Source organism: Apibacter sp. ESL0432, assembly GCF_019469225.1.
Classification (GTDB): Bacteria; Bacteroidota; Bacteroidia; order Flavobacteriales; family Weeksellaceae; genus Apibacter.
The window spans coordinates 1,082,295-1,103,035 of sequence record NZ_CP048266.1 but is presented as its reverse complement, the minus strand read 5'-3'; the positions used below and the strand labels follow the sequence as shown (position 1 = coordinate 1,103,035).

The following is a 20,741-nucleotide window of genomic DNA, read 5'->3' as shown; positions in this document are numbered from 1 at the left end:
ATGATTTTTAATCCTGTGATTCTGAATTATTTTCTTCGTTTGATTCATTTAAATCATTTTCTGAATCGTCAGAATCATTTAATTTTTCATTTGTTTCTGTAACGTTTAGCGAGGTTTCACCATCCATACTATTTCCATTTTCATCATATTCTTCTTCATCAACCCCTTCTTCTTTTTCAATTTTAGTTATGGCAGCAATTTCATCGTTCTTTTTAAGATTAATTAATTTAACTCCTTGTGTATTCCTGCTCATAACTCTAAGTTGTTCCACAGACATTCTGATGGCAACACCGGATTTATTAATAATCATTAAATCGTTATCATCGGTAACTTTTTGGATAGCTATCAGATTACCGGTCTTATCAGTTATATTTAAAGTTATTACTCCTTTTCCTCCTCTGTTAGTAATACGATATGCATCGGCGTGAGTTCGTTTTCCATATCCTTGTTCTGATACAACTAAAATTGTGTCATTTTCAGGATCTGAAATAATAACCATTCCAATTACTTCGTCATCCTCATCGCCAAGAGTAATACCTCGTACACCTGAAGCATTTCTACCGATAGGTCTTAATTTTTCTTGAGGGAAGCGAATAGCTTTTCCATATTTAGTAGCAATCATTATTTCATCGTTACCGGAAGTTAAACTTGCGCTTACCAAAGTATCTCCTTCCCTAACATTAATAGCATTAATTCCGTTGGCACGTGGTCTGGAATAAGCTTCCAATGTTGTTTTTTTAATGGTTCCTTTTTGGGTAACCATTACTAAAAACGTATTATTTATATATTCCTCATTTTTCAAATCATGAGTTAAGATATAAGCTTTGATTTTATCGTCTGATTCGATATTTATTAAATTCTGAATAGGTCGTCCTTTAGCTATTTTGGAACCTTCTGGAACTTCAAATACTCGTAACCAGAAACATTTACCTTTTTCTGTGAAGAAAAGCATATACTGATGTGCAGTAGCGGAAACAACGTATTCAAGGAAATCTTCATCTCTGGTAGATGCTGCACGGTTTCCAACGCCACCTCTTGATTGGGTTTTATATTCTGAAAGAGAAGTTCTTTTGATATATCCCATTTTAGAAATAGTTAAAACAACTTTTTCGTCAGGAATAATATCTTCAATGCTCATTTCTCCACCCGCAAAATTGATTTCAGTCTTACGCTCGTCACCGTATTTTTGCTTGATCTCTTCTAATTCTTCTTTAATGATAGAATATCTTAGTCCTTCGTCATTTAAAATAGTCTTAAGGTATTCGATCTCTTTCATAATAGCATTGTACTCATCTCGGATTTTATCCAACTCCATTCCGGTTAAACGAGCCAATCTAAGATCCAGGATCGCTTGAGCTTGTATTTCCGTTAATTCAAATTCTTGAATTAAGCCCGTTTTTGCTTCGCTTGGACTAGAACTTTCACGGATTATTTTAATGGCTAAATCCAAAGTATCTTGAGAAGCAATAACTTTCATAAATCCTTCCAAGATATGGGCTCGCTCTTGAGCTTTCTTAAGAAGGTATTGAGTACGTCTTACCACGACGTCATGTCTGTGCTCAACAAAATGATGAATGATATCTTTTAAATTAAGCTGAACGGGTCTACCGTTTACTAGTGCAATGTTATTAACACTAAATGAGGTTTGTAATGCGGTGTATTTGTATAAAAGATTTAATACTACATTCGGGATGGCATCATGTTTAAGCTCATAAACTACTCTCATTCCATTTCTGTCAGACTCGTCTCTGATTTCAGAAATACCTTGTAGTTTATCTTCTTTGATTAACTCGGCCGTACGAGCAATCATATCGGCTTTATTTACTTGATATGGAATTTCTGTTACTACGATGGCTTCTCTGCCGTGTACCTCTTCGAAATTGGCTTTTCCTCGTAAAATGATTCTCCCCCTTCCTGTTTCAAACGCAGATTTTACCCCTTCATAACCGTATATGATACCACCGGTAGGAAAATCGGGAGCTTTAATGTGCTGCATTAATTCATCAATAGTAATATTTCTGTTATCAATATACGCACAAATGGCACTAATAGATTCAGTAAGATTATGAGGAGCCATATTGGTAGCCATACCAACCGCGATTCCTGATGCACCGTTCACTAACAGAATAGGAATACGGGTAGGCATTACTTTAGGCTCTTCTAACGTATCGTCGAAGTTAAGTTGAGTATCAACCGTATCTTTATCTATATCCGATAATATTTCTTCGGAAATCTTTTTTAATCGGGCTTCAGTATACCTCATTGCTGCAGGCGGATCGCCGTCTACGGAACCGTAGTTACCTTGACCGTCTACCAGCTGATACCTCATAGACCATTCCTGAGCAAGCCTTACCATAGTGTCGTATACTGACGAGTCTCCATGAGGATGGTATTTACCCATAACCTCCCCAACGATTCTTGCAGATTTTTTGTAAGAACTGTTGGCAGTAACTCCCAATTCATACATCCCATATAAAACCCTTCTATGTACGGGTTTCAAACCATCTCTTACATCGGGTAGAGCCCTGGAAACTATCACAGACATTGAATAATCAATGTAAGATGATTTCATTTCATCTTCAATATTAATAGGAATTAATTTTTCCCCTTCTCCTATCATAAGTGTACTTGTTTATTTTTTCTTTAGTATATAAGACCGTAAAGATAATGAATTTTTATCGAACACGCAATTAGACATGCCTTTTAAGGATTTTGTGCGATTATAGTTCGTATTTATATATCAATTTGGATTCAAATGAATTTATCTCAATGGAATATTTACTTATTAAATTTTTATATAAATTGGTTCTCTCTGATTACTATACTTTTATGCAAAAGTGTTTTTTGGACATCAATTATTCTTTGATTGGTACTTCCTCTAAATGGTAGTCCTTCTTCGTATAATGTATTCACGTATTTACCGTCTACAAGTACGTCTATATAAGGTAAAATTTGTGATAATTTTTTGGATTTATGTATTTGCTCAAAGGTAAATCCGGTGTAACACCAAATATTTTTATGGGAAGTAGCTTTAATTTCTTTGGCTAGTTCGGTAAATTCTTTTACTTGTATTAACGGATCACCGCCCGTAAAAGTTACATTTGAAAATTCTGATTGATTTATAATCTCAATCAGCTCATTAATTGTATAGGGTTTTCCATTATCAATATCCCAAGATTCCGGATTGTGGCATTCTACACATTTATGAATGCAACCTGCCGCATAAATTGAAGTCCTAAAGCCGGGCCCGTCCACCGTTGTATCCTGTATAATATCTAGTATAGATAATTTAGTCATGAATAATACGGTCGTTTAATTCCGCTAACTTAGCATAATTCCATCTATCGGTTGTCCCTACTAAATATCCCGTAATTCGTTGCAAACGGTCAATATGGGTGCTTCCACATTTTGGGCATTCGTCTAAATGGGCAGAAGCATTTTCATACCCGCAGGGTAAACATCTGTTTCGAGTATGATTCACAGAAGAATAGCCGATGTTATATTTATCCATCATATCTACAACAGTCATGATTGATTCGGGATTGTGAGTGGCATCTCCATCTATTTCAACATAAAAAATGTGTCCACCGCGAGTTAAATCATGATAAGGTGCTTCAATTTTAGCTTTTAGGTGAGCGCTGCATTTATAATATACCGGTACATGATTAGAATTAGTATAGTATTCTCTGTCCGTTATTCCTTTAATACTTCCAAAGTCTTTTTTATCTTTTCTGGTAAACCTACCTGCTATACCCTCTGCCGGTGTGGCTAGAATACTATAGTTATGTTTATAATTTTCTGAAAAAGTTAAAGATTTGTCCCTCATAAATGTAACTATTTCCAGTCCTAATTTTTGAGCCTCCTCATCTTCCGCATGATGTTTTCCTATCAAAGCTACTAAAGCTTCAGCAAGTCCTATAAATCCGATTCCCAAAGTTCCTTGGTTGATTACTTTTTCTACTGTCTCTTCAGACTTTAGTTCTTCGGATCCATTCCATAATGTCGACATCAACAAAGGAAATTGTTTAGGGGCTGCTGTTTTTTGAAATTCAAAACGTTGATGCAGTTGTTCAGCAGCTATTTGTAACGTATGATCCAGCTTTTGGAAAAATTGACGTTTTCTTTCAGTTTCATCATTTATTTCGCGGGTTTCTAATGCCAATCTAACTAAGTTGATTGTTGTAAAAGATAGATTACCTCTACCTATGGATGTTTTCTCTCCAAATCTGTTTTCAAACACACGCGTACGACATCCCATAGTGGCTGTTTCGTATTGATATCTTTTAGGATCTTGTGCATTCCATTTTTCATGATGATTGAATGTAGCATCTAAGTTCAAAAAGTTTGGAAAAAAACGTCGGGCGCTAACTTTGCATGCTAATTTATACAGGTCATAATTCGGATCCTCCGGTAAATAACTTACTCCTCGCTTTTTCTTCCATATTTGGATAGGAAAAATCGCAGTTCCACCGTTTCCAACACCTTCATCCGTGCTTGTTAAAAGTTCTCTTATCACACATCTTCCTTCCGGAGAAGTATCCGTACCGTAATTAATGGAACTGAATACTACTTGATTTCCTCCCCTGGAATGGATCGTATTCATGTTGTGGATAAATGCTTCCATGGATTGATGAACTCTGCTTACGGTTCTATTGATGGCATGTTGTACAATTCTTTCATCACCTTGTTTTTGTTCAAGTTCTTCCTTAACATAATCCTTAATCGCGTAGTCATACAGGTGTTCATAATTTTGACCGTTTATATTTTCAAGAATTTTTATTTCCTCGATATAGCTTTTTCTTACAAACGGCGCTAAATAAAAGTCAAATGCCGGAATTGCTTGTCCTCCGTGCATTTCATTTTGAGCGGTTTCTAACGAAATACAAGCCAACATGCTGGCGGTTTCAATTCTTTTTGCCGGTCTTGATTCTCCATGTCCTGCAAAAAGACCGTTTTCTAAAATTTTATTTAATGGATGTTGTACACAGGTTAGACTTTTAGTCGGGTAATAGTCTTTATCGTGAATGTGTATATAGTTGGAAAGGACCGCTTCTTTGGCTTCAGGACTTAAAAGATAATCATCAACAAAGGGTTTGGTAGTTTCACTGGCAAATTTCATCATCATTCCTGCAGGGGTGTCTGCATTCATGTTTGCGTTTTCCCTTGTAACTTCATTGGATTTGGTTTCAATAATCTCCAAAAACATATTGCAAGTTTTAGCCTTTCTTGCAACATTTCTTTGATCTCTATAGGAGATATATTTTTTTGCAACTTCTTTACGGGGACTGTTCATTAATTCCATCTCTACCATGTCTTGAATGGCTTCAACCGTCATTTCTACATTGCCTGTTTGGGATATATCTTCAGTAATTTTTTGTATTAAAAAAGAATCCACTCCATTTTCCGTATTTTGCATAGCTTTGCTAATCGCATTAAAAATCTTATTTTTATTAAACTCGACAATGCGTCCATCTCTTTTAATAACTGTCTGAATCATTTTATGTTTACTTTATCTATTGCACTTTATGTAAGATGAAAACCTTATACTTGGAGACATAAAATTTAATTGTCGCCAAATACAGGGTTATATATGAAACTTGGAATACTAATAATTGTAACGTAATTATTGAATATTCAATAATTTAAGGTAGTAAGAATACAGGATTTTTTCCTGTTATTGGTCATGTATTCGATAAAGCTTCATATGTTAGTACAAAGATAATTTTATTTTTACTTAGCTTTTTTTATTTAAGAATTTAATTTTCAACATAATTATTTCTTATGATATTATTACTAAAATTTATAGAAAAATATCAATTATTGATCGAATCGTCTAAAAAAATAAATAAGTCAAAATAATAAATAATCACATTTTAAAAGATCAGCATTTAGGTAGTAAAGTTATTAACAGGGACTTAAATTTGGAGATATTATTTTACTATATTTGAGACATGAAAAAACTATCAGTACTTTTATTTTTATATACTTCTTTTATCTGCTATGCTCAGGAAAAGAACCTTACCTGTCTTGACTTTAATCGGGGTGAATTCAGAAATATTAGCGAAAATTCCAATTTAAGTTCCCTTATTGTGAGAAATGGCAATAAACAGTTGGAAGTTACCAACGGAGTTGAATCTTTTAAAAGGATTGAATGGTTAAATGATTGCGATTATATATTATTTTTCTCTAATCGAGACGCTAAAAAGGACAGTTTTAAAAGATTTATCAATAAAAATGGAGGGATTAAAGTAAAGACTGTTAAAATTGAAAAAAACATTTTATACTATAATACCTATTATTTTGATGGTAAAAAAGAAATTATGGGAGAAGGAAGATTGCTCAAAACAAGTAATCATGCTTCATTTAAATAAAACTAATAAAAGTGTGATGGAAATGCCTCTTTAGGTTCCCTATTTAAGATATTTAATTTTATATAGGATTGTAAAAATCCAAATCCATAGGAAAAAAATTGAATAAATGTTGTAAGTAAAGATATGAGACCAATTTTGATGCTCCTGTTTTTATAGCTTGAATCGAGGAAAATAGCACAGCAATAAAAAAGCAAAGGAAAGATACACCTATAATTAACTATCGATAAAACTAAGGACAAAACAGTGAATATCAAAAAAAGAGAAGGAAACCAAAAAGTAATTTTTGAAAAGTTAGGATGTCTTTGATTCAATATGGGACGGGCAATTCCAAAATGATATACTTGATTAGCAAATTTCTTAAGTGAAGTTCTTCTTTTATGAAAAACCTTGCATTCAGGAAAAAATCGGGTTTTAAACCCTTTTTCCCAAAGAGTAAGACTTAAATCGGGGTCTTCTCCTACCCTCAGTTCCGAAAATCCGCCAACACTTTTAAATGCTTCTTTGGATATACCCATATTAAAACTTCTGGGCTGGAATTTATTTATCGCTTTTTTATTGCCACGAATTCCTCCCGTGGTTAATAAAGAAGTCATGGAATATGAAATTGCTTTTTGTAAATCATTAAAATTTTTATCGGCCGAATCAGCTCCTCCAAAAGCATCCACATAATTTAATCTTAATTCTTTACGCACATTTTCTATATAATGAACCGGAGCAATACAATCTGAATCTAAGAAAATATAATAATTTCCTGAAGCATGTTCCGCTCCGTAATTTCTTGATAATCCTGCTCCGGAATTCGATTTGTAATAATATTTAATATCCAATACTTCTGCATACGTGGAGACTATAGGTTCTAACTTTTCTTGAGATCCATCGTCAACAATAATAATTTCAAAATTTTTATCCGTTTGATTAATTAAACTAAACAGTAATTCCTGTAGTTCATCTTTTCTATTATAGACTGCTATAATAATTGAAATTTTTAAATGTAAATCTCCATGCATAGATTTGTTTTATAGATTATAGTTCAATCCGAATAATATCGGCCCCCAAGGCCCTTAATCTCTCATCGATGTTTTCATATCCTCTATCGATTTGATAAATATTATGTATTCGGCTGGTTCCTTTTGCAGACATGGCGGCAATCAGTAAAGATATTCCGGCTCTGATATCCGGAGAAGTCATTACTGTTCCTCGTAAAGGAATTTCATGATTTAATCCGATAACTGTTGCTCTGTGCGGATCACAAAGAATTATTTGTGCCCCCATGTCAATGAGTTTATCAACAAAAAACAGTCTGCTTTCAAACATTTTTTGATGTATTAAAACACTTCCTTTAGCTTGTGTGGCAACTACTAAAATAATACTTAATAAATCGGGAGTGAATCCCGGCCAAGGAGCATCGGAAATCGTTAATATAGATCCGTCTATAAAATTTTGAATTTTATAATGTTCTTGTGAAGGAATATATAGGTCTTCACCTCTTTTTTCGATTTGAATACCCAATCTTCTAAAAGTATCCGGTATATTACCTAAATTTTCCCAGCTAACCTCTTTGATGGTAATTTCCGATTTAGTCATGGCAGCCAAGCCAATGATACTTCCAATCTCAATCATATCAGGGAGTACAGTGTGTTCGGCACCGTTAAGTTCGGAAACGCCATAAATAGTTAAAAAATTAGAGCCAATTCCTTCAATCTTTGCACCCATTTTAATCAACATCTTACATAATTGCTGGATATAGGGTTCACAAGCGGCATTATATATTTGAGTTTTTCCTTCAGCCAAAACTGCAGCCATAATGATGTTTGCCGTACCTGTTACGGAAGCTTCTTCTAAAAGTAAATAATTACCATTTAACTTTTTAGCTTTTACGGAATAAAACTTTTCTTCTTCGTCATATTCAAATTGAGCTCCTAAATCAATAAATCCTTTAAAGTGAGTATCTAATCTTCTTCTACCGATTTTGTCACCGCCGGGAACGGGAATATAAGCTTCTCCGAATCGACTTAAAAGAGGACCTAATAGCATGATAGAACCCCTTAGCTGAGCTCCGTTTTTTCTAAATTCTTTACTTTTCAAAAATTCAAAATCAATTTCTTCAGAACAAAAGGTATAATCTCCCTTAACGTTTCGGGTAACTTTTACACCCACTGTTTTTAATATTTCAATTAGTATTAAAACATCTTGAATTTCGGGTATATTTTTTATCCTAACTGATTTAGATGTTAAAAGGGTTGCACAGATAACTTGAAGAGCTTCGTTTTTGGCACCTTGCGGAAAGAATTCACCATGAAGAGGCTTTCCACCGCAAATCTGAAAAGTATTCATTATTTATTTTTATTTTTAGAAAAATTATTTTTCTTTTGATTTCTATAGTTACTATTGTTGTTTCTATTCTTGTTTTTATAAGAAGTATTTGAATTAGTCTGAACCGGCACATTCATTAAAGCTTCTTTTGAACTCAATTTTAAGGAACCGTTAGATAATTCTTCTAAATGATTAAATATTACTTCATCTTCTACCTGATCTTTGTTCCATTTCAGGTAATTTTTTTTCATTTGATTAGCGATCACATATTTCAATCCTTCTTTCTTATCACCTTCTTCCCATGACTTTGCTATTTCAATCATTTTTTTCACATTCGTTCCATAATATCTGTATTTAGATTCATTGGAAGGATAAGCCATTTTTTTGGGAGCCGTATTCATTTCTGCCTTGGTAGGAATCGGGTAAGGTGAATCTACTTTTAAATCAAAATTGGCCATTATAAAAAGTTGATCCCATAGCTTATGTTGAAAATCCGGCACATCTCTTAAATGAGGATTTAAATCTCCCATAACATCAATGATTGATTTGGCAAATTTATTTCTTTCATCATCGTCCTCGATCGTCATACAATGATCAACTAATTGTTGAACATGTCTTCCATATTCCGGGATAATTAATTTTTTTCTTTGAGTATTATACTCCATATTTTAATTTTAAAATTAATAATACAAATATTATTTTGTGTAAAATTTACTGTAGAAAAGACTCCTTTTTTCCGACCTATTAGGTAAGCTAATGGTTTATATATAAACCGTGTAATTTACATTAACATAAACAAATTGCCATAAAGAAATTTTTGTCATAAAATTTCTGAATCTCTATTTATTTAGCTTATACTTTAGTCTTATAAAGTATATTTTTGTTTTTATTATATAGTAAACTGTAAACTCCTGACTAAATCATATACATTTATGCGACTTATAAATAATGTCATCGGAAATTTTTTTAAAAGGAACAATAGTTTTAGTAAATTATAAATCTACTATTTGTAGGTTGCAAATGTAATCATAATTCTTGATATTTTCCTTGTAATTAGTATTTATTTATCATATAGTTATTTTTTTTTCATTAATAAATAATTAATTGATGTAAATAATTTTATTTTTATGCAATTAATAAGGTTATCTAGGAATGTAATTGATTTTAACAAGCTTGATTCTCTATTAATTTATCTTTTTAGAATATTTATAACTATATTTTATATTTTGTTTATTTATTTAACTTTTTTAGGAATTGAATTTTCTTTTTTGGGCTATATATGAAGTTAATCCTAATATAGCAACCAATAATAGTACAATATATACCCATAAAGGCATAGGAACCGGATCTCCTTGTGCGTAAGAGTGTAAACCCGATAGATAATAATTTACACCAAAATATGTCATTATAATGGTCGAAAAAGCTACTAAAGATAAAAAATTAAATAGGTATTTACCCCTCCAATTAGGAACTAATCGCAGGTGTAAGACAACCGCATAAACTATTACGGAGATAAATGCCCAAGTTTCTTTAGGATCCCAACTCCAGTACCTCCCCCAGCTTTCATTTGCCCAGATACCGCCCAAAAATGTTCCGATGGTTAATAAAAAAATACCAATCGTCAATGATAGTTCATTTACAATAGTTAATTCTTTAATTGAATTTTCAACTTTATAAGAAATATCTTTACGGTTTATTATAAACAAAAATAAAACTACGGTTCCTATTAAGGCACTCAATCCGAAAAAACCATAGCTGGATGTAATTACCGCAACATGAATCATTAGCCAATACGATTTCAACACAGGAACTAACGGCGTAATTTGTGGATTCATCTGATCTCCTCCATGAGCAAATCCCATTAAAATAACTGCTACCCAACAACCCGCCGCAGGAATAAATCCATTTCTGTTTCGATATAAGAGAAAACCGGCCAATACACTTATCCAACTTATGAACAGTACCGCTTCGTATCCGTTAGACCAGGGTTCATGTCCCGAAACATACCATCGAATCCCTAATCCCATTCCATGTATAAGAGCAGTTAGTATAACTAGGATTAACAAAATACCCTCTAACCAAGAATAAAGCTTATAATTTTCAGTAAATAGCTTGGTAAATGCCAATATTAGTAATACAAGTCCCAGTACGGCATATACTATCATTATTTTAAAAAATACATCCCAATTATTGTATCTTAATTCCCAATTGATCTTGGCTTGAGAAGGTATAATTTCTTTACCCCATTTGAGTTGATAATCGGATATTTTTTCCAGGGCTTCATCCGCTTGATTCCAATTATTATTTTTTTCAGCCACTACTATCGCTCTAAAATACCCTCCCAACAAGTTCAAAGCAACGCTATCAGTTTTCATATCGGGTAAAATCCAGGAAGTCCAGGTATGATTTTTATCGTTGGGTATCGGAATAAATTTTAAATAATACCCGCTGATTAATCCTTGCATTACTTGTAGCTTATCATTTAACTCAATTATTTCTTTATCATAATTTGATCTTTCTGCCGGTTTTTTTCTAAAAGCTTTTTTAAAATCATTTTCCAAAATAAAATCGGGAGATCCATCCGGTTGGGTAGTAAATAAATTCATTAAGGAGGTATAACCTTCTGTATTTGCTTGAGTAATTTTTTTTAATTGGTCCCCTCCCTTATTTCCTATTTTGAGTAAAGGAACATTTGCCCAAAGCATAGGATTGGTGGATATGGAAATAAAAAATTGATTAGCGTCCAACTCAAAGAATTTTTCGCTTTTATGTAATTTTCGCAAAATTTCTAAAGCCAATGTATTCACCGGTTCTATTCGTCCCTCGGATGATTGAACCAAAAGTGCCCCAAATTTATCTGAATGTGATTTTGGAATGTGTATACTTTTACTAAAAGTTTCCCCGTCTACTACTTTTGAATACGTTGTATTTTTACTATGGGTATGCTCATGAATTTCCGGTTTACGGACGGAAGATTCAGGTAAGGTGTCCAAATTGTTCTTCTCCTGATTTTGACTAAAAGCATATTGACTGAATAAAAGAAATAATAAAAGAAATGATTTTTTATGAGCAGCTATTTTTTTAAGTTGAACATTAAGTTTAGAAAATCTTGTCCCCTTCCAAAATAAAGTCATAAACATTCCCACTATTAATAATGCATAGCCTACATAGGTTAAAGTTGTCCCCCAGAAATCATGATTAACGGAAAGTACGGTTCCTTTTAAATCTGAATCAAAACTGGATTGAAAAAATCGGTATCCTTTGTAATTGAGTATGTGATTCATATAAATTTTAAAAGGTGTTTCTTTTCCATTATCTAAAATGGATATATCGGATTCATACGAAGATGGACTGTTACTTCCCGGATAATGTTCCATAATGAATTTATTCAGTTTTAACGAAAATGGAGAAGTGGTATAGATTTTAGAACCATAACCTATAGAAATGAGCAAATTATCTAGGGCTACTTGTTTTTGAACCCCGGTTAACCCTTTTTTTCCATAAAATAAAAATTCTTTAGATTGTTGATTGGTTGAGGCTTTCATGTAAATAAGATCGGGATCTTCAGAATTTTTATTTTTATCCCCTTCATAATAAATAATTTTACCCGATTGAGGAGTAATCGGTATCACAAAACTTACATTGGGAAATTGATAGAGACTGGCAAAATGTAATTTTTGTTTTTTATCGCTTCCTTCTACCGAAAGTTCTTCCTGTGTTGTCATAATCATACGCCTTCCCATCATGGGCGAAGAAATATAGATTTCTTCATTTTCTGTGGTAATATTTATGGCTCCTTGAAGATAATTATTGAAACTTAGGGTTGAATTTTGAACTTGTCGGGCACTTCCTTCTTCAATATAAATAGTTTCTCTTCCCTTTGATCCTGAACAAATTACTTTCAATATTTTTTTACCTGAAGGTGTTATTTGTACTGAATCTTGAGCTCTCGGAATAAATTTTACAGATTCTAATTTTACCTTTTGACCTAAAAAATCGTAATTGGCAGAAAATTTCTTTTGAAATGGCTTAAGTAAAAAAGGAATATTTTCTGAGGTTAAAGTGAAAGGAATATCTTTATATGCTCTGGTTTCTCCTTGAAAATTTGAAATTTGTACTTTAAAGTAGGTTGCGTCTGATATAATTTCATTACTAGTCTCTTCTTCTCTAATATGCATTTGTCCTTCATAGCTGATATATCTTGTGATTGCACCTCCTAAAAAAATAAAGATAAAAGATAAATGAAAAGTTAAAATGGGCCATTTTTTTAAAGACCAAAGCTTATATTTTTTAATATTTCCTATGAAATTTAAGATTAAAATGAGCATGATCAGTTCAAACCATTTCGAATTGTATATTAATGCCTTGGCAACTGAAGTACCATAATCATTTTCTACAAAAGTTGCCCATGCCATAGAGAGAGCATAAATGACCAACATAATCGCTGTTGTTTTATTAGAAAACAACAAGTCAAGAATTTTCTTCATTGGTTTTTTTATATTATTTTATATAAACTCCCAAAAATACGTCAACTTACCTCTTCATCAAAATGTTTATAAAATAAATAGTTAAAACATGATTTTTTTTAATTTTTTAATCATGTAATTCATTGGGCGGAATCAATTCTCCTCGTTGGAAAGCTCTTTGAAGTATCGATTCTACAAAGGCATCATCACGGATATGATAAGGATCAAAAGGTTCTTTTAAATCAATATCAAAAGCGCCCGCTTTTGCATTCCACCAAAAAGCCGACCAACCGTTCCTTAATTCTTTAATAATTTCATAAACGGTTTTACCGGTGTAACGATACATTAATTTGGAAAATATTCTGCCTTCCGTTTTGGTTAATCCTTTTAGTTTACCTTCATATTCTTCGGACAGTTGCTTTTGCCTTTTTTTTAAATATTTACGAAAAGCAGCATTATTTAAATTCAAGTTTAAGGAATCGTGTAAATTATTGTATTGTTTGAGTGCAATAAGAAAATAGGGATATACTCTAAAAACTCTTTTTTTAAGCCAGTTGTACTGATTCTTATCTAAGTTGTTGTTAAACTTAGGCATACCTTCTACTTGTATTGTTTTTAAGTCAATTAATACACTGTCTTCCGTAATGCTGTATTGGGATGATTCATTACGCATTACTGAATCAGAATTAAAATGAATAGTAGTTTCTAATGAATCTGTTTTTTGACATAGAACGATGTTAAAAATCAAGATAAATAAAAGAGTAAAAATTCTTAAGTTCATAAATTTTATCCCGTCAAAAACTATTCCCAAATTTAGTACATTTGTAAAAAAACAGGTTAATATGAAAAATTCAATTATAAATGAAAATTCGTTGAAATTTTTAGAAAAATATATTAATACTCCTTCGCCCACCGGAGCCGAAAGTAAGGGACAAAAATTATGGATGGATTATATTACCCCTTATGTGGACGAAGTCCGAACCGATAATTACGGAACAGCTTACGGAATTATTAATCCCGAATCAAAGTACAAGGTGGTAATTGAAGCTCACGCAGATGAAATATCCTGGTTTGTAAATTATATCACTGATGACGGCTTAATTTATGTTATTCGTAATGGGGGATCCGATCATATGATAGCTCCTTCAAAAAAAGTTCATATACATACTAAAAAAGGTATCGTAAGCGGTGTATTCGGTTGGCCGGCAATTCATACCAGAAATTATACCGGAGTTGAAGAACCGCCTAAAGTAGAAACTATATGGGTTGATTGTGGTGCCACCACTAAAGAAGAAGTTGAAGAATTAGGGATTCACGTGGGATGCATCATCACATATCCGGATGAATTTTTTATATTAAATGATACGTACTTTGTCGGCAGAGCTCTAGACAACCGTGTCGGCGGATTTATGATTGCAGAAGTAGCTAAGCTTATTAAGGAGAATAAAGATACGCTCGATTATGGTTTATATATTACCAATGCTGTTCAGGAAGAAGTTGGATTGCGAGGAGCTGAAATGATCACGCAAACCATTAAACCTGATGTAGCTATTGTTACGGATGTTACTCATGATACTACTACTCCCATGATAAATAAGATGAAGCACGGAGAAATAAAATGTGGTAAAGGTCCGGTAATTTCCTATGCGCCGGCCGTACAAAATAATTTAAGGGAATTAATAATTGATAGTGCAGAAAAAAATAATATTCCTTTTCAGAGACAAGCTTCCAGTAGAGTAACCGGAACCGATACGGATGCTTTTGCTTATTCGAACGGCGGTATTCCATCTGCATTGATCTCTCTTCCTTTGCGTTATATGCACACAACGGTTGAAATGGTGCATAAAAAAGATGTTGAAAACACTATTCTTATGATTTATAATGCTTTAAAAGCAATAAAAAATAATCAAAGTTTTAAATATTTGTAATATAAATTTAAAAAGGAGCTACAAAAATAGCTCCTTTTACATTCTTTGTTATTTCCATTGTATGATATCAATGGTTTTAAATAGTTTATGATATTTTGGAAAAATAAACAAAGTGGGTCTCTGATAATTCAAAGACATCAATTATATATAATTTATAGTTAGTTACGATTTGAGTTTTGAATGGGTTTACTTTAAAAGCACGGGTTGTAATGCCTTTATTGATAGATGAAGTGTTGAATATATTTTGATTATATAAATCTCTGAAACAGCATTGAAAAATATTTTTAATTCTGTAATTCCTTGCTAATTTTTTTGAGGTGGTTGAAACAAAATTTTCAGTATGAATTTTTAAATCTGTTGATTTCTTATTTTGATGTAATTTATTGAAGTAAATATTAGAATATGACTTACCAATAGTAGTTTGCCCATTGAAATAATTTATTCTATTAAAACCGGCAAAAATTATTAATATTAAAATTAATAATAATTTGTGAATTTTCATGATAATATTGGTTAGCAAAATAAGATAATGTTAACTTATCTGCAAAAATATTAAAAAAATTGTTAAAATTCATAATTTTATTATAACTTTCATTTTTATAAGGTTAGTTGGAAAAAAATTAAAAATTAAACAAATAATTTTTTATTATTATATCATATCATTGTTTTATAAAAAAATATTTATATTAAAGTATATTAATTTAATTTTGGATTTTTAGGAGAATTTATCCAAATTATATTCTTTTTATCTACTTTTATCAGTTGGTTTTTCCATAAATGATCTTCCCATTTTAATATATTTAACTCTTTATTATCACTTATCAACCAATCATCATTTTTAATTTCATTTTCTAATTGATTAGCTTTCCAACCGGAATATCCGATAAAAAAACGAATTTCATCCGGTTTTATAAGCTTTTCTTTTAAAGCTGTTTTAATGTCTTCAAAATTTCCGGACCAATAGTATTTATCGTTAATTGAGATACTGTCCCCAATTACATCAGGTCGAGAATGGATAACAAAAAGATGATCTGAATCAACCGGTCCTCCCACATAAACATCCATATCTATATCAATATCAGGGACTAACTCCGATAGTTTTTGATGATATATTTTTGTAAGAGTGAAACCTATAGTTCCTTTTAACATATCATAATCAGTAATAAAAATTACACTTTTAGAAAAAAAAGAATCATAGCTGATAGGTTTTGAAATTAAAAATTTACCTTTGTAATCCATTTTTATCTTCTTTTATAACTTAGAGACATAAAATTACATATTTTTTACTAATGAAAGACTTATCTGATCGCAGAAAAATATACAAACAAGGTTCGCTAACTGAATCGGATATAACAGACAATCCGATGGAACTATTCAGAGAATGGTATTTACTGGCTGAACAAAGTGATCAAGTTTCTGAAGTCAATGCTATGGCTCTTTCAACTGTTGAAGATAATTTGATTCCCCGAACTCGCAGAGTTTTATTAAAACAATATACTTGGGAAGGATTTATTTTTTATACTAATTACCACAGTAGGAAAGGCAGAGCAATAAGTAAAAACCCGAATGTATGCCTGAATTTTTATTGGGAAAATCTTGAAAAACAAGTTACCATTAATGGAATAGCAGAAAAATTGGCTCCTAATTTATCTGATGGATATTTTCATTCCCGACCTTTGGGTAGTCAGTTAGGTGCAATTGTATCTCCTCAAAGTGAAGTAATACCTAACCGAGATTATTTGGAAAATAAATTAAGGGAATTGGAACTTTCTACTAAAACTAAGGATGAAATCAAAAGACCCAAACATTGGGGAGGATATTTAGTTAAACCGTATCAAATTGAATTTTGGCAAGGCAGACCTAATCGCCTACACGATCGGATTGTTTATACATTGCAAGATATGGATTGGATTATCCAAAGGTATGCTCCATAATTCTAATTTTAACTATTCCTACTTTCACATAATTAGAATCCCCCCAACTATTTGTTGCAGTTTTACCCTATAATTGTAATTCAAAAATAGGATATACAAATCGATTAAGAAGGATCAACGTCTACATCAATTTTTACCGAACGAAACGACGAAAGACTTTGTAATTTTGAAATAGCTTCTTTTATGAACTTTTTACTATTTTTAGTAGATTTTATAGATGGTATTTTTAAAAGAATTTTATATATAAACTGATTATTTATCCTCGGTATCAATCCTTCTTCCGGTCCTAAAATGAACGGTTCATGAATAAAATTTTTTAGATAATCTCCTACCATTGCAGCTGCTTTTTTAACCTTTTCATTATTTTTATGCTTGAAAGTCAACTCAATCAATCTAAAGTAAGGAGGATATAAATATTCTTTACGTTCTCTTAAAATACCTTCTTTTGCCAAATTATAGTTATTCTCTTTAATAAATAAATAAAACGGATTTTCCGGGTCAAAAGTTTGAATTAAAACCTTACCTTCTTTTCTTCTTCCTGCTCTACCACTTACCTGAGTCAAGAGTTGTAACGCTTTTTCTTCTGCTCTGAAATTGGGCAGATTTAATAAAGAGTCCGAACGTATGATTCCTACCAACTGAACGTCATCAAAATCAAGTCCTTTGGTTACCATTTGTGTGCCGATAAGGATATCTATTTCTTTAAGAGCCATATTTTCAAATAATATTTCATAGGCATGTTTGCGTTTCATAGTATCAACATCCATACGGGCAATATTAGCATCGGGAAAAAGTTGTTTTACCTCTTCTTCGATTTGCTGGGTTCCTATTCCTTTCGTTTCTAAAGCATGGGAATGACAGCTTGGGCATGATTGGGGAAATGCCATGGTATATCCGCAATAATGACAACGAAGGGTTGAGCTTACCTTATGATACGTAAGTGTAACATCACAATTAGGACACGACGGTGAATGTCCGCAGTCATTACATTCCAAAATAGGTGAAAATCCACGTCGGTTATGAAAAAGAATAACTTGTTTTTTCTGAATTAAACATTGATGGATTTCTTCTTGTAACCGATACGATATATTGGGGGTTACTGTGGGTTTACATAAGGAAACCATTTCTATTTCAGGTAGTTTTACATTGCCAAACCTTTCCTTAAGCTCTACTAAACCGAATTTTCCTTGCTCATGATTATAAAAACTTTCCATCGAGGGGGTGGCAGATCCTAATAGAACTTTTGAATTATTTTGTTGCGCTAAAATTTGAACACAATCTCTTGCTTGATAAAAGGGTTTTGTGTCCGTTTGTTTATATGAGCTGTCATGTTCTTCATCTACAATAATCAATCCGATGTTAGATAATGGTAAAAAAATAGACGAACGAGCTCCAATAATTACTTTATATTTATTTTTTAAAGTATTTTTCCAAACTTCCACTCGTTCATTTTGATTGAGTTTAGAATGATAAACCCCCACTTCATCGCCAAAACGTTTTTTTATTTTACTCACCAGTTGCGTTGTGATAGATATTTCAGGTAATAAAAAAAGGGAATTACGAGAATTAGAAATTTGTTTTTCAATCAATTGAAAATATAATTCGGTTTTTCCGGAAGAAGTGATGCCATGCAATAAAACCGTCGAAAATTTTTGAAATTGCTTTTCAATCTCTCTTAATGCTATATCTTGAGCGTTAGAAAGTTTATAAGAATCTTCAATATGATCATCATATTCCTCTATACGATCTTTTTGGAGTTGAAATTCTTCTAAATATTTTTTTTCAATCAGAGATTTAACGACAGAGGGTGATGATATTTCTATCAGCTCTCTTTTTTGTATGAATGTTGCTCTCTGTTGTTGCATTTTAATAAATAATAGTAACGCTTCTCTTTGTTTTTCCGCCCTATTAATATCGACCAATGCTTTTTGAAATAGTTCTGAATCTTCAAATAAAGGATTTAATTTGATATAAGTAAGTTTCTTGGGTTTATATTTATCAATGATTTGCTCATCTAATTCAATTAATTTTTTATCATATAAAGATTTTATGGTAGGAATGATGTATTTTTTCGCTAAAAAAGCTTCTATTTCTTTTAAATTAATTGCAGTTTTAATTTCGAGATTTTGCATAATGAACGTTTCCTTTTCGTCCAACTCTTCCCAAATTATATTTTGAGATGTTTTTCGGATAAATGTTTCACTTTCCAATTTTAAGGCTGAAGGAAAAGCATTTCTAAATACATCTCCTAAAGAGCACATATAATAATCAGCAATCCATTTCCAAAATTCAATCAGTTTAGGAGTTGCTAAGGGGTAATCTTCAAGGATGGTATATATTTCTTTGGTTTTATATAGTTCCGGCTTCTTATCATGGAGACTTTCCACTATAGCCGTATATAATTTTTTTTCTCCAAATGAAACAACCACCCGTTGCCCGACTTGAATGTGGTTTTGTAATTCTTTAGGTATATGATAGGTGAAAACACCTTCTAATGAAAGTGGAATAATTACGTTTGCAAACTCCAATTGATATATTTTTTAAGTAACAAAGATACAGTATTTAATATTTACAGTTTTTTATTTTAAACCCGTATATAAGAGTAATTAAGTAGATACGGCTATGTTTTTTTGTTAAAAAGAATATTTCTTTGAAAACCTGAAAATTTGGTTCGTTTAACAGCTGAATTTTTAAATAGTATTTTAAAGGCTTCTTCATTTATATCATTCCAATCATTTTTAGTGTATGATAACAAATCGGGATGCGGATTAAATTTATCTTCTGTATGCGGTGTAGAAAATCTATTCCAAGGACAAACATCCTGACAAATATCGCATCCAAAAATCCAATCTTTCAATTTTCCATCAAACTCCTCTCCGATCTGATCTTTTAATTCTATGGTTAAATAGGATATACATTTTGTGGAATCTATGACCCTTTCAGATATGATGGCTTGGGTGGGACAAGCATCCATGCAACGGGTACAGCTTCCGCAATGATTGGTTGGAAAAGCTTCATCATACTTCAATTCGAGGTCGCAAATGATTTCAGCAAGAAAAAAAAATGAACCTTTTTGTTTGGATAATAAGAGTGAGTTTTTTCCGATCCAACCTAATCCGGATTTTTGCGCCCATGTTCTTTCCATCACGGGAGCCGAATCTGTGAATACTCTATAGGAAAATTGACCGATTTTATCTTGGATTTCTTCTACAAATTTTTGTAATTTTTTACGTATTACTAAGTGATAGTCTTCTCCATATGCATATTTAGCAATACGGTAACTTTCCGAATTTTGTTTTTCTTGCGGGTAATAATTATATAAGAAGGAAATAACTGATTTTGCACCGTCTACAAGTAATCCGGGATTAAGCCTTTTATCAAAGTTATTTTCTAAATATTTCATGTTTCCATGATAACCTTCTTTAAGCCATTTTTCTAATTTTAGAGCTTCTTCTTCCAAAAATCTTGAACGTGAGATCCCACATCCTATAAAAGAATATTCTTTGGCTTTTTCTTTTATGAAATATGTAAGTTGCTCTTTATTCAATTGTTTCGTAGTATAGATAAAATATAATGGTGAAGGTCAAGTATATAAAAAAAGACTCAAAATACTGCAAACAATAGATTAAGTCTTTTTCATAGTAGCCCCAGCGAGGATCGAACTCACATCTAAAGTTTAGGAAACTTTTGTTCTATCCATTGAACTATGAGGCCTTTTTTAAAATCTTT

Annotated in this window: 14 protein-coding genes and 1 tRNA gene; 3 read left to right on the top strand and 12 right to left on the bottom strand. The window is 32.0% G+C overall.

The genetic code is table 11. The annotated features are described in order from the left end of the window. Nucleotides 1-7 precede the first annotated feature (7 nt). The 3 genes from gyrA to GYM73_RS04630 all read right to left on the bottom strand — a co-directional run bounded on the left by gyrA (nt 8) and on the right by GYM73_RS04630 (nt 5,497). Nucleotides 8-2,620, bottom strand: a complete 2,613-nt coding sequence (gene gyrA / locus GYM73_RS04640) for a DNA gyrase subunit A (protein WP_220234291.1) — start codon at nt 2,618-2,620, stop codon at nt 8-10. A 173-nt stretch (nt 2,621-2,793) separates the two neighbouring features. Beyond that, nucleotides 2,794-3,297, bottom strand: coding sequence for an anaerobic ribonucleoside-triphosphate reductase activating protein (gene nrdG / locus GYM73_RS04635; protein WP_220234290.1), 504 nt, complete (start codon nt 3,295-3,297; stop codon nt 2,794-2,796). Beyond that, nucleotides 3,290-5,497, bottom strand: coding sequence for an anaerobic ribonucleoside triphosphate reductase (locus GYM73_RS04630; RefSeq protein WP_220234289.1), 2,208 nt, complete (start codon nt 5,495-5,497; stop codon nt 3,290-3,292). Before GYM73_RS04630 ends, nrdG begins: the two co-directional genes overlap by 8 nt. A 454-nt stretch (nt 5,498-5,951) precedes the next feature. On the opposite strand from GYM73_RS04630, the gene GYM73_RS04625 reads away from it, so the two are divergent. Next, nucleotides 5,952-6,371 carry a hypothetical protein gene (locus GYM73_RS04625; protein WP_105297550.1) on the top strand — a complete coding sequence of 140 codons (420 nt, stop codon included), beginning with the start codon at nt 5,952-5,954 and terminating at the stop codon, nt 6,369-6,371. A 2-nt stretch (nt 6,372-6,373) separates the two neighbouring features. Here GYM73_RS04625 and GYM73_RS04620 read toward each other — a convergent pair whose 3' ends face one another. The 5 genes from GYM73_RS04620 to GYM73_RS04600 all read right to left on the bottom strand — a co-directional run bounded on the left by GYM73_RS04620 (nt 6,374) and on the right by GYM73_RS04600 (nt 13,931). Then, nucleotides 6,374-7,378 carry a glycosyltransferase family 2 protein gene (locus GYM73_RS04620; RefSeq protein WP_220234288.1) on the bottom strand — a complete coding sequence of 335 codons (1,005 nt, stop codon included), beginning with the start codon at nt 7,376-7,378 and terminating at the stop codon, nt 6,374-6,376. A 16-nt stretch (nt 7,379-7,394) separates the two neighbouring features. Further along, the gene (gene murA, locus GYM73_RS04615) at nt 7,395-8,708 is read right to left on the bottom strand and encodes a UDP-N-acetylglucosamine 1-carboxyvinyltransferase (RefSeq protein WP_220234363.1); all 1,314 of its coding nucleotides are present in this window, start codon (nt 8,706-8,708) and stop codon (nt 7,395-7,397) included. Further along, nucleotides 8,705-9,349 (bottom strand): DUF4290 domain-containing protein, encoded by a 645-nt coding sequence (locus tag GYM73_RS04610; protein WP_105297547.1) that lies wholly within the window; start codon nt 9,347-9,349, stop codon nt 8,705-8,707. Before GYM73_RS04610 ends, murA begins: the two co-directional genes overlap by 4 nt. A 582-nt stretch (nt 9,350-9,931) precedes the next feature. Beyond that, nucleotides 9,932-13,171, bottom strand: coding sequence for a c-type cytochrome biogenesis protein CcsB (gene ccsB, locus GYM73_RS04605; RefSeq protein ID WP_220234287.1), 3,240 nt, complete (start codon nt 13,169-13,171; stop codon nt 9,932-9,934). A 106-nt stretch (nt 13,172-13,277) separates the two neighbouring features. Next, nucleotides 13,278-13,931, bottom strand: a complete 654-nt coding sequence (locus tag GYM73_RS04600) for a DUF4294 domain-containing protein (RefSeq protein WP_160542140.1) — start codon at nt 13,929-13,931, stop codon at nt 13,278-13,280. A 61-nt stretch (nt 13,932-13,992) separates the two neighbouring features. On the opposite strand from GYM73_RS04600, the gene GYM73_RS04595 reads away from it, so the two are divergent. Beyond that, nucleotides 13,993-15,078 (top strand): M42 family metallopeptidase, encoded by a 1,086-nt coding sequence (locus tag GYM73_RS04595; RefSeq protein ID WP_220234286.1) that lies wholly within the window; start codon nt 13,993-13,995, stop codon nt 15,076-15,078. Between the two features lie 696 nt (nt 15,079-15,774). Here GYM73_RS04595 and GYM73_RS04590 read toward each other — a convergent pair. Continuing rightward, nucleotides 15,775-16,317 (bottom strand): YqgE/AlgH family protein, encoded by a 543-nt coding sequence (locus tag GYM73_RS04590; RefSeq protein WP_160542143.1) that lies wholly within the window; start codon nt 16,315-16,317, stop codon nt 15,775-15,777. 50 nt (nt 16,318-16,367) lie between these two features. On the opposite strand from GYM73_RS04590, the gene pdxH reads away from it, so the two are divergent. Beyond that, nucleotides 16,368-17,012 carry a pyridoxamine 5'-phosphate oxidase gene (gene pdxH, locus GYM73_RS04585; RefSeq protein ID WP_220234285.1) on the top strand — a complete coding sequence of 215 codons (645 nt, stop codon included), beginning with the start codon at nt 16,368-16,370 and terminating at the stop codon, nt 17,010-17,012. A 104-nt stretch (nt 17,013-17,116) separates the two neighbouring features. Here pdxH and priA read toward each other — a convergent pair whose 3' ends face one another. From priA to GYM73_RS04570, 3 genes are all read right to left on the bottom strand, one after another. After that, the gene (gene priA / locus GYM73_RS04580) at nt 17,117-19,540 is read right to left on the bottom strand and encodes a primosomal protein N' (RefSeq protein WP_255571034.1); all 2,424 of its coding nucleotides are present in this window, start codon (nt 19,538-19,540) and stop codon (nt 17,117-17,119) included. Between the two features lie 92 nt (nt 19,541-19,632). Then, nucleotides 19,633-20,559 carry a tRNA epoxyqueuosine(34) reductase QueG gene (gene queG / locus GYM73_RS04575; RefSeq protein ID WP_220234284.1) on the bottom strand — a complete coding sequence of 309 codons (927 nt, stop codon included), beginning with the start codon at nt 20,557-20,559 and terminating at the stop codon, nt 19,633-19,635. A 95-nt stretch (nt 20,560-20,654) separates the two neighbouring features. Next, nucleotides 20,655-20,726: transfer RNA gene (locus GYM73_RS04570), tRNA-Arg, on the bottom strand. Nucleotides 20,727-20,741 lie beyond the last annotated feature (15 nt).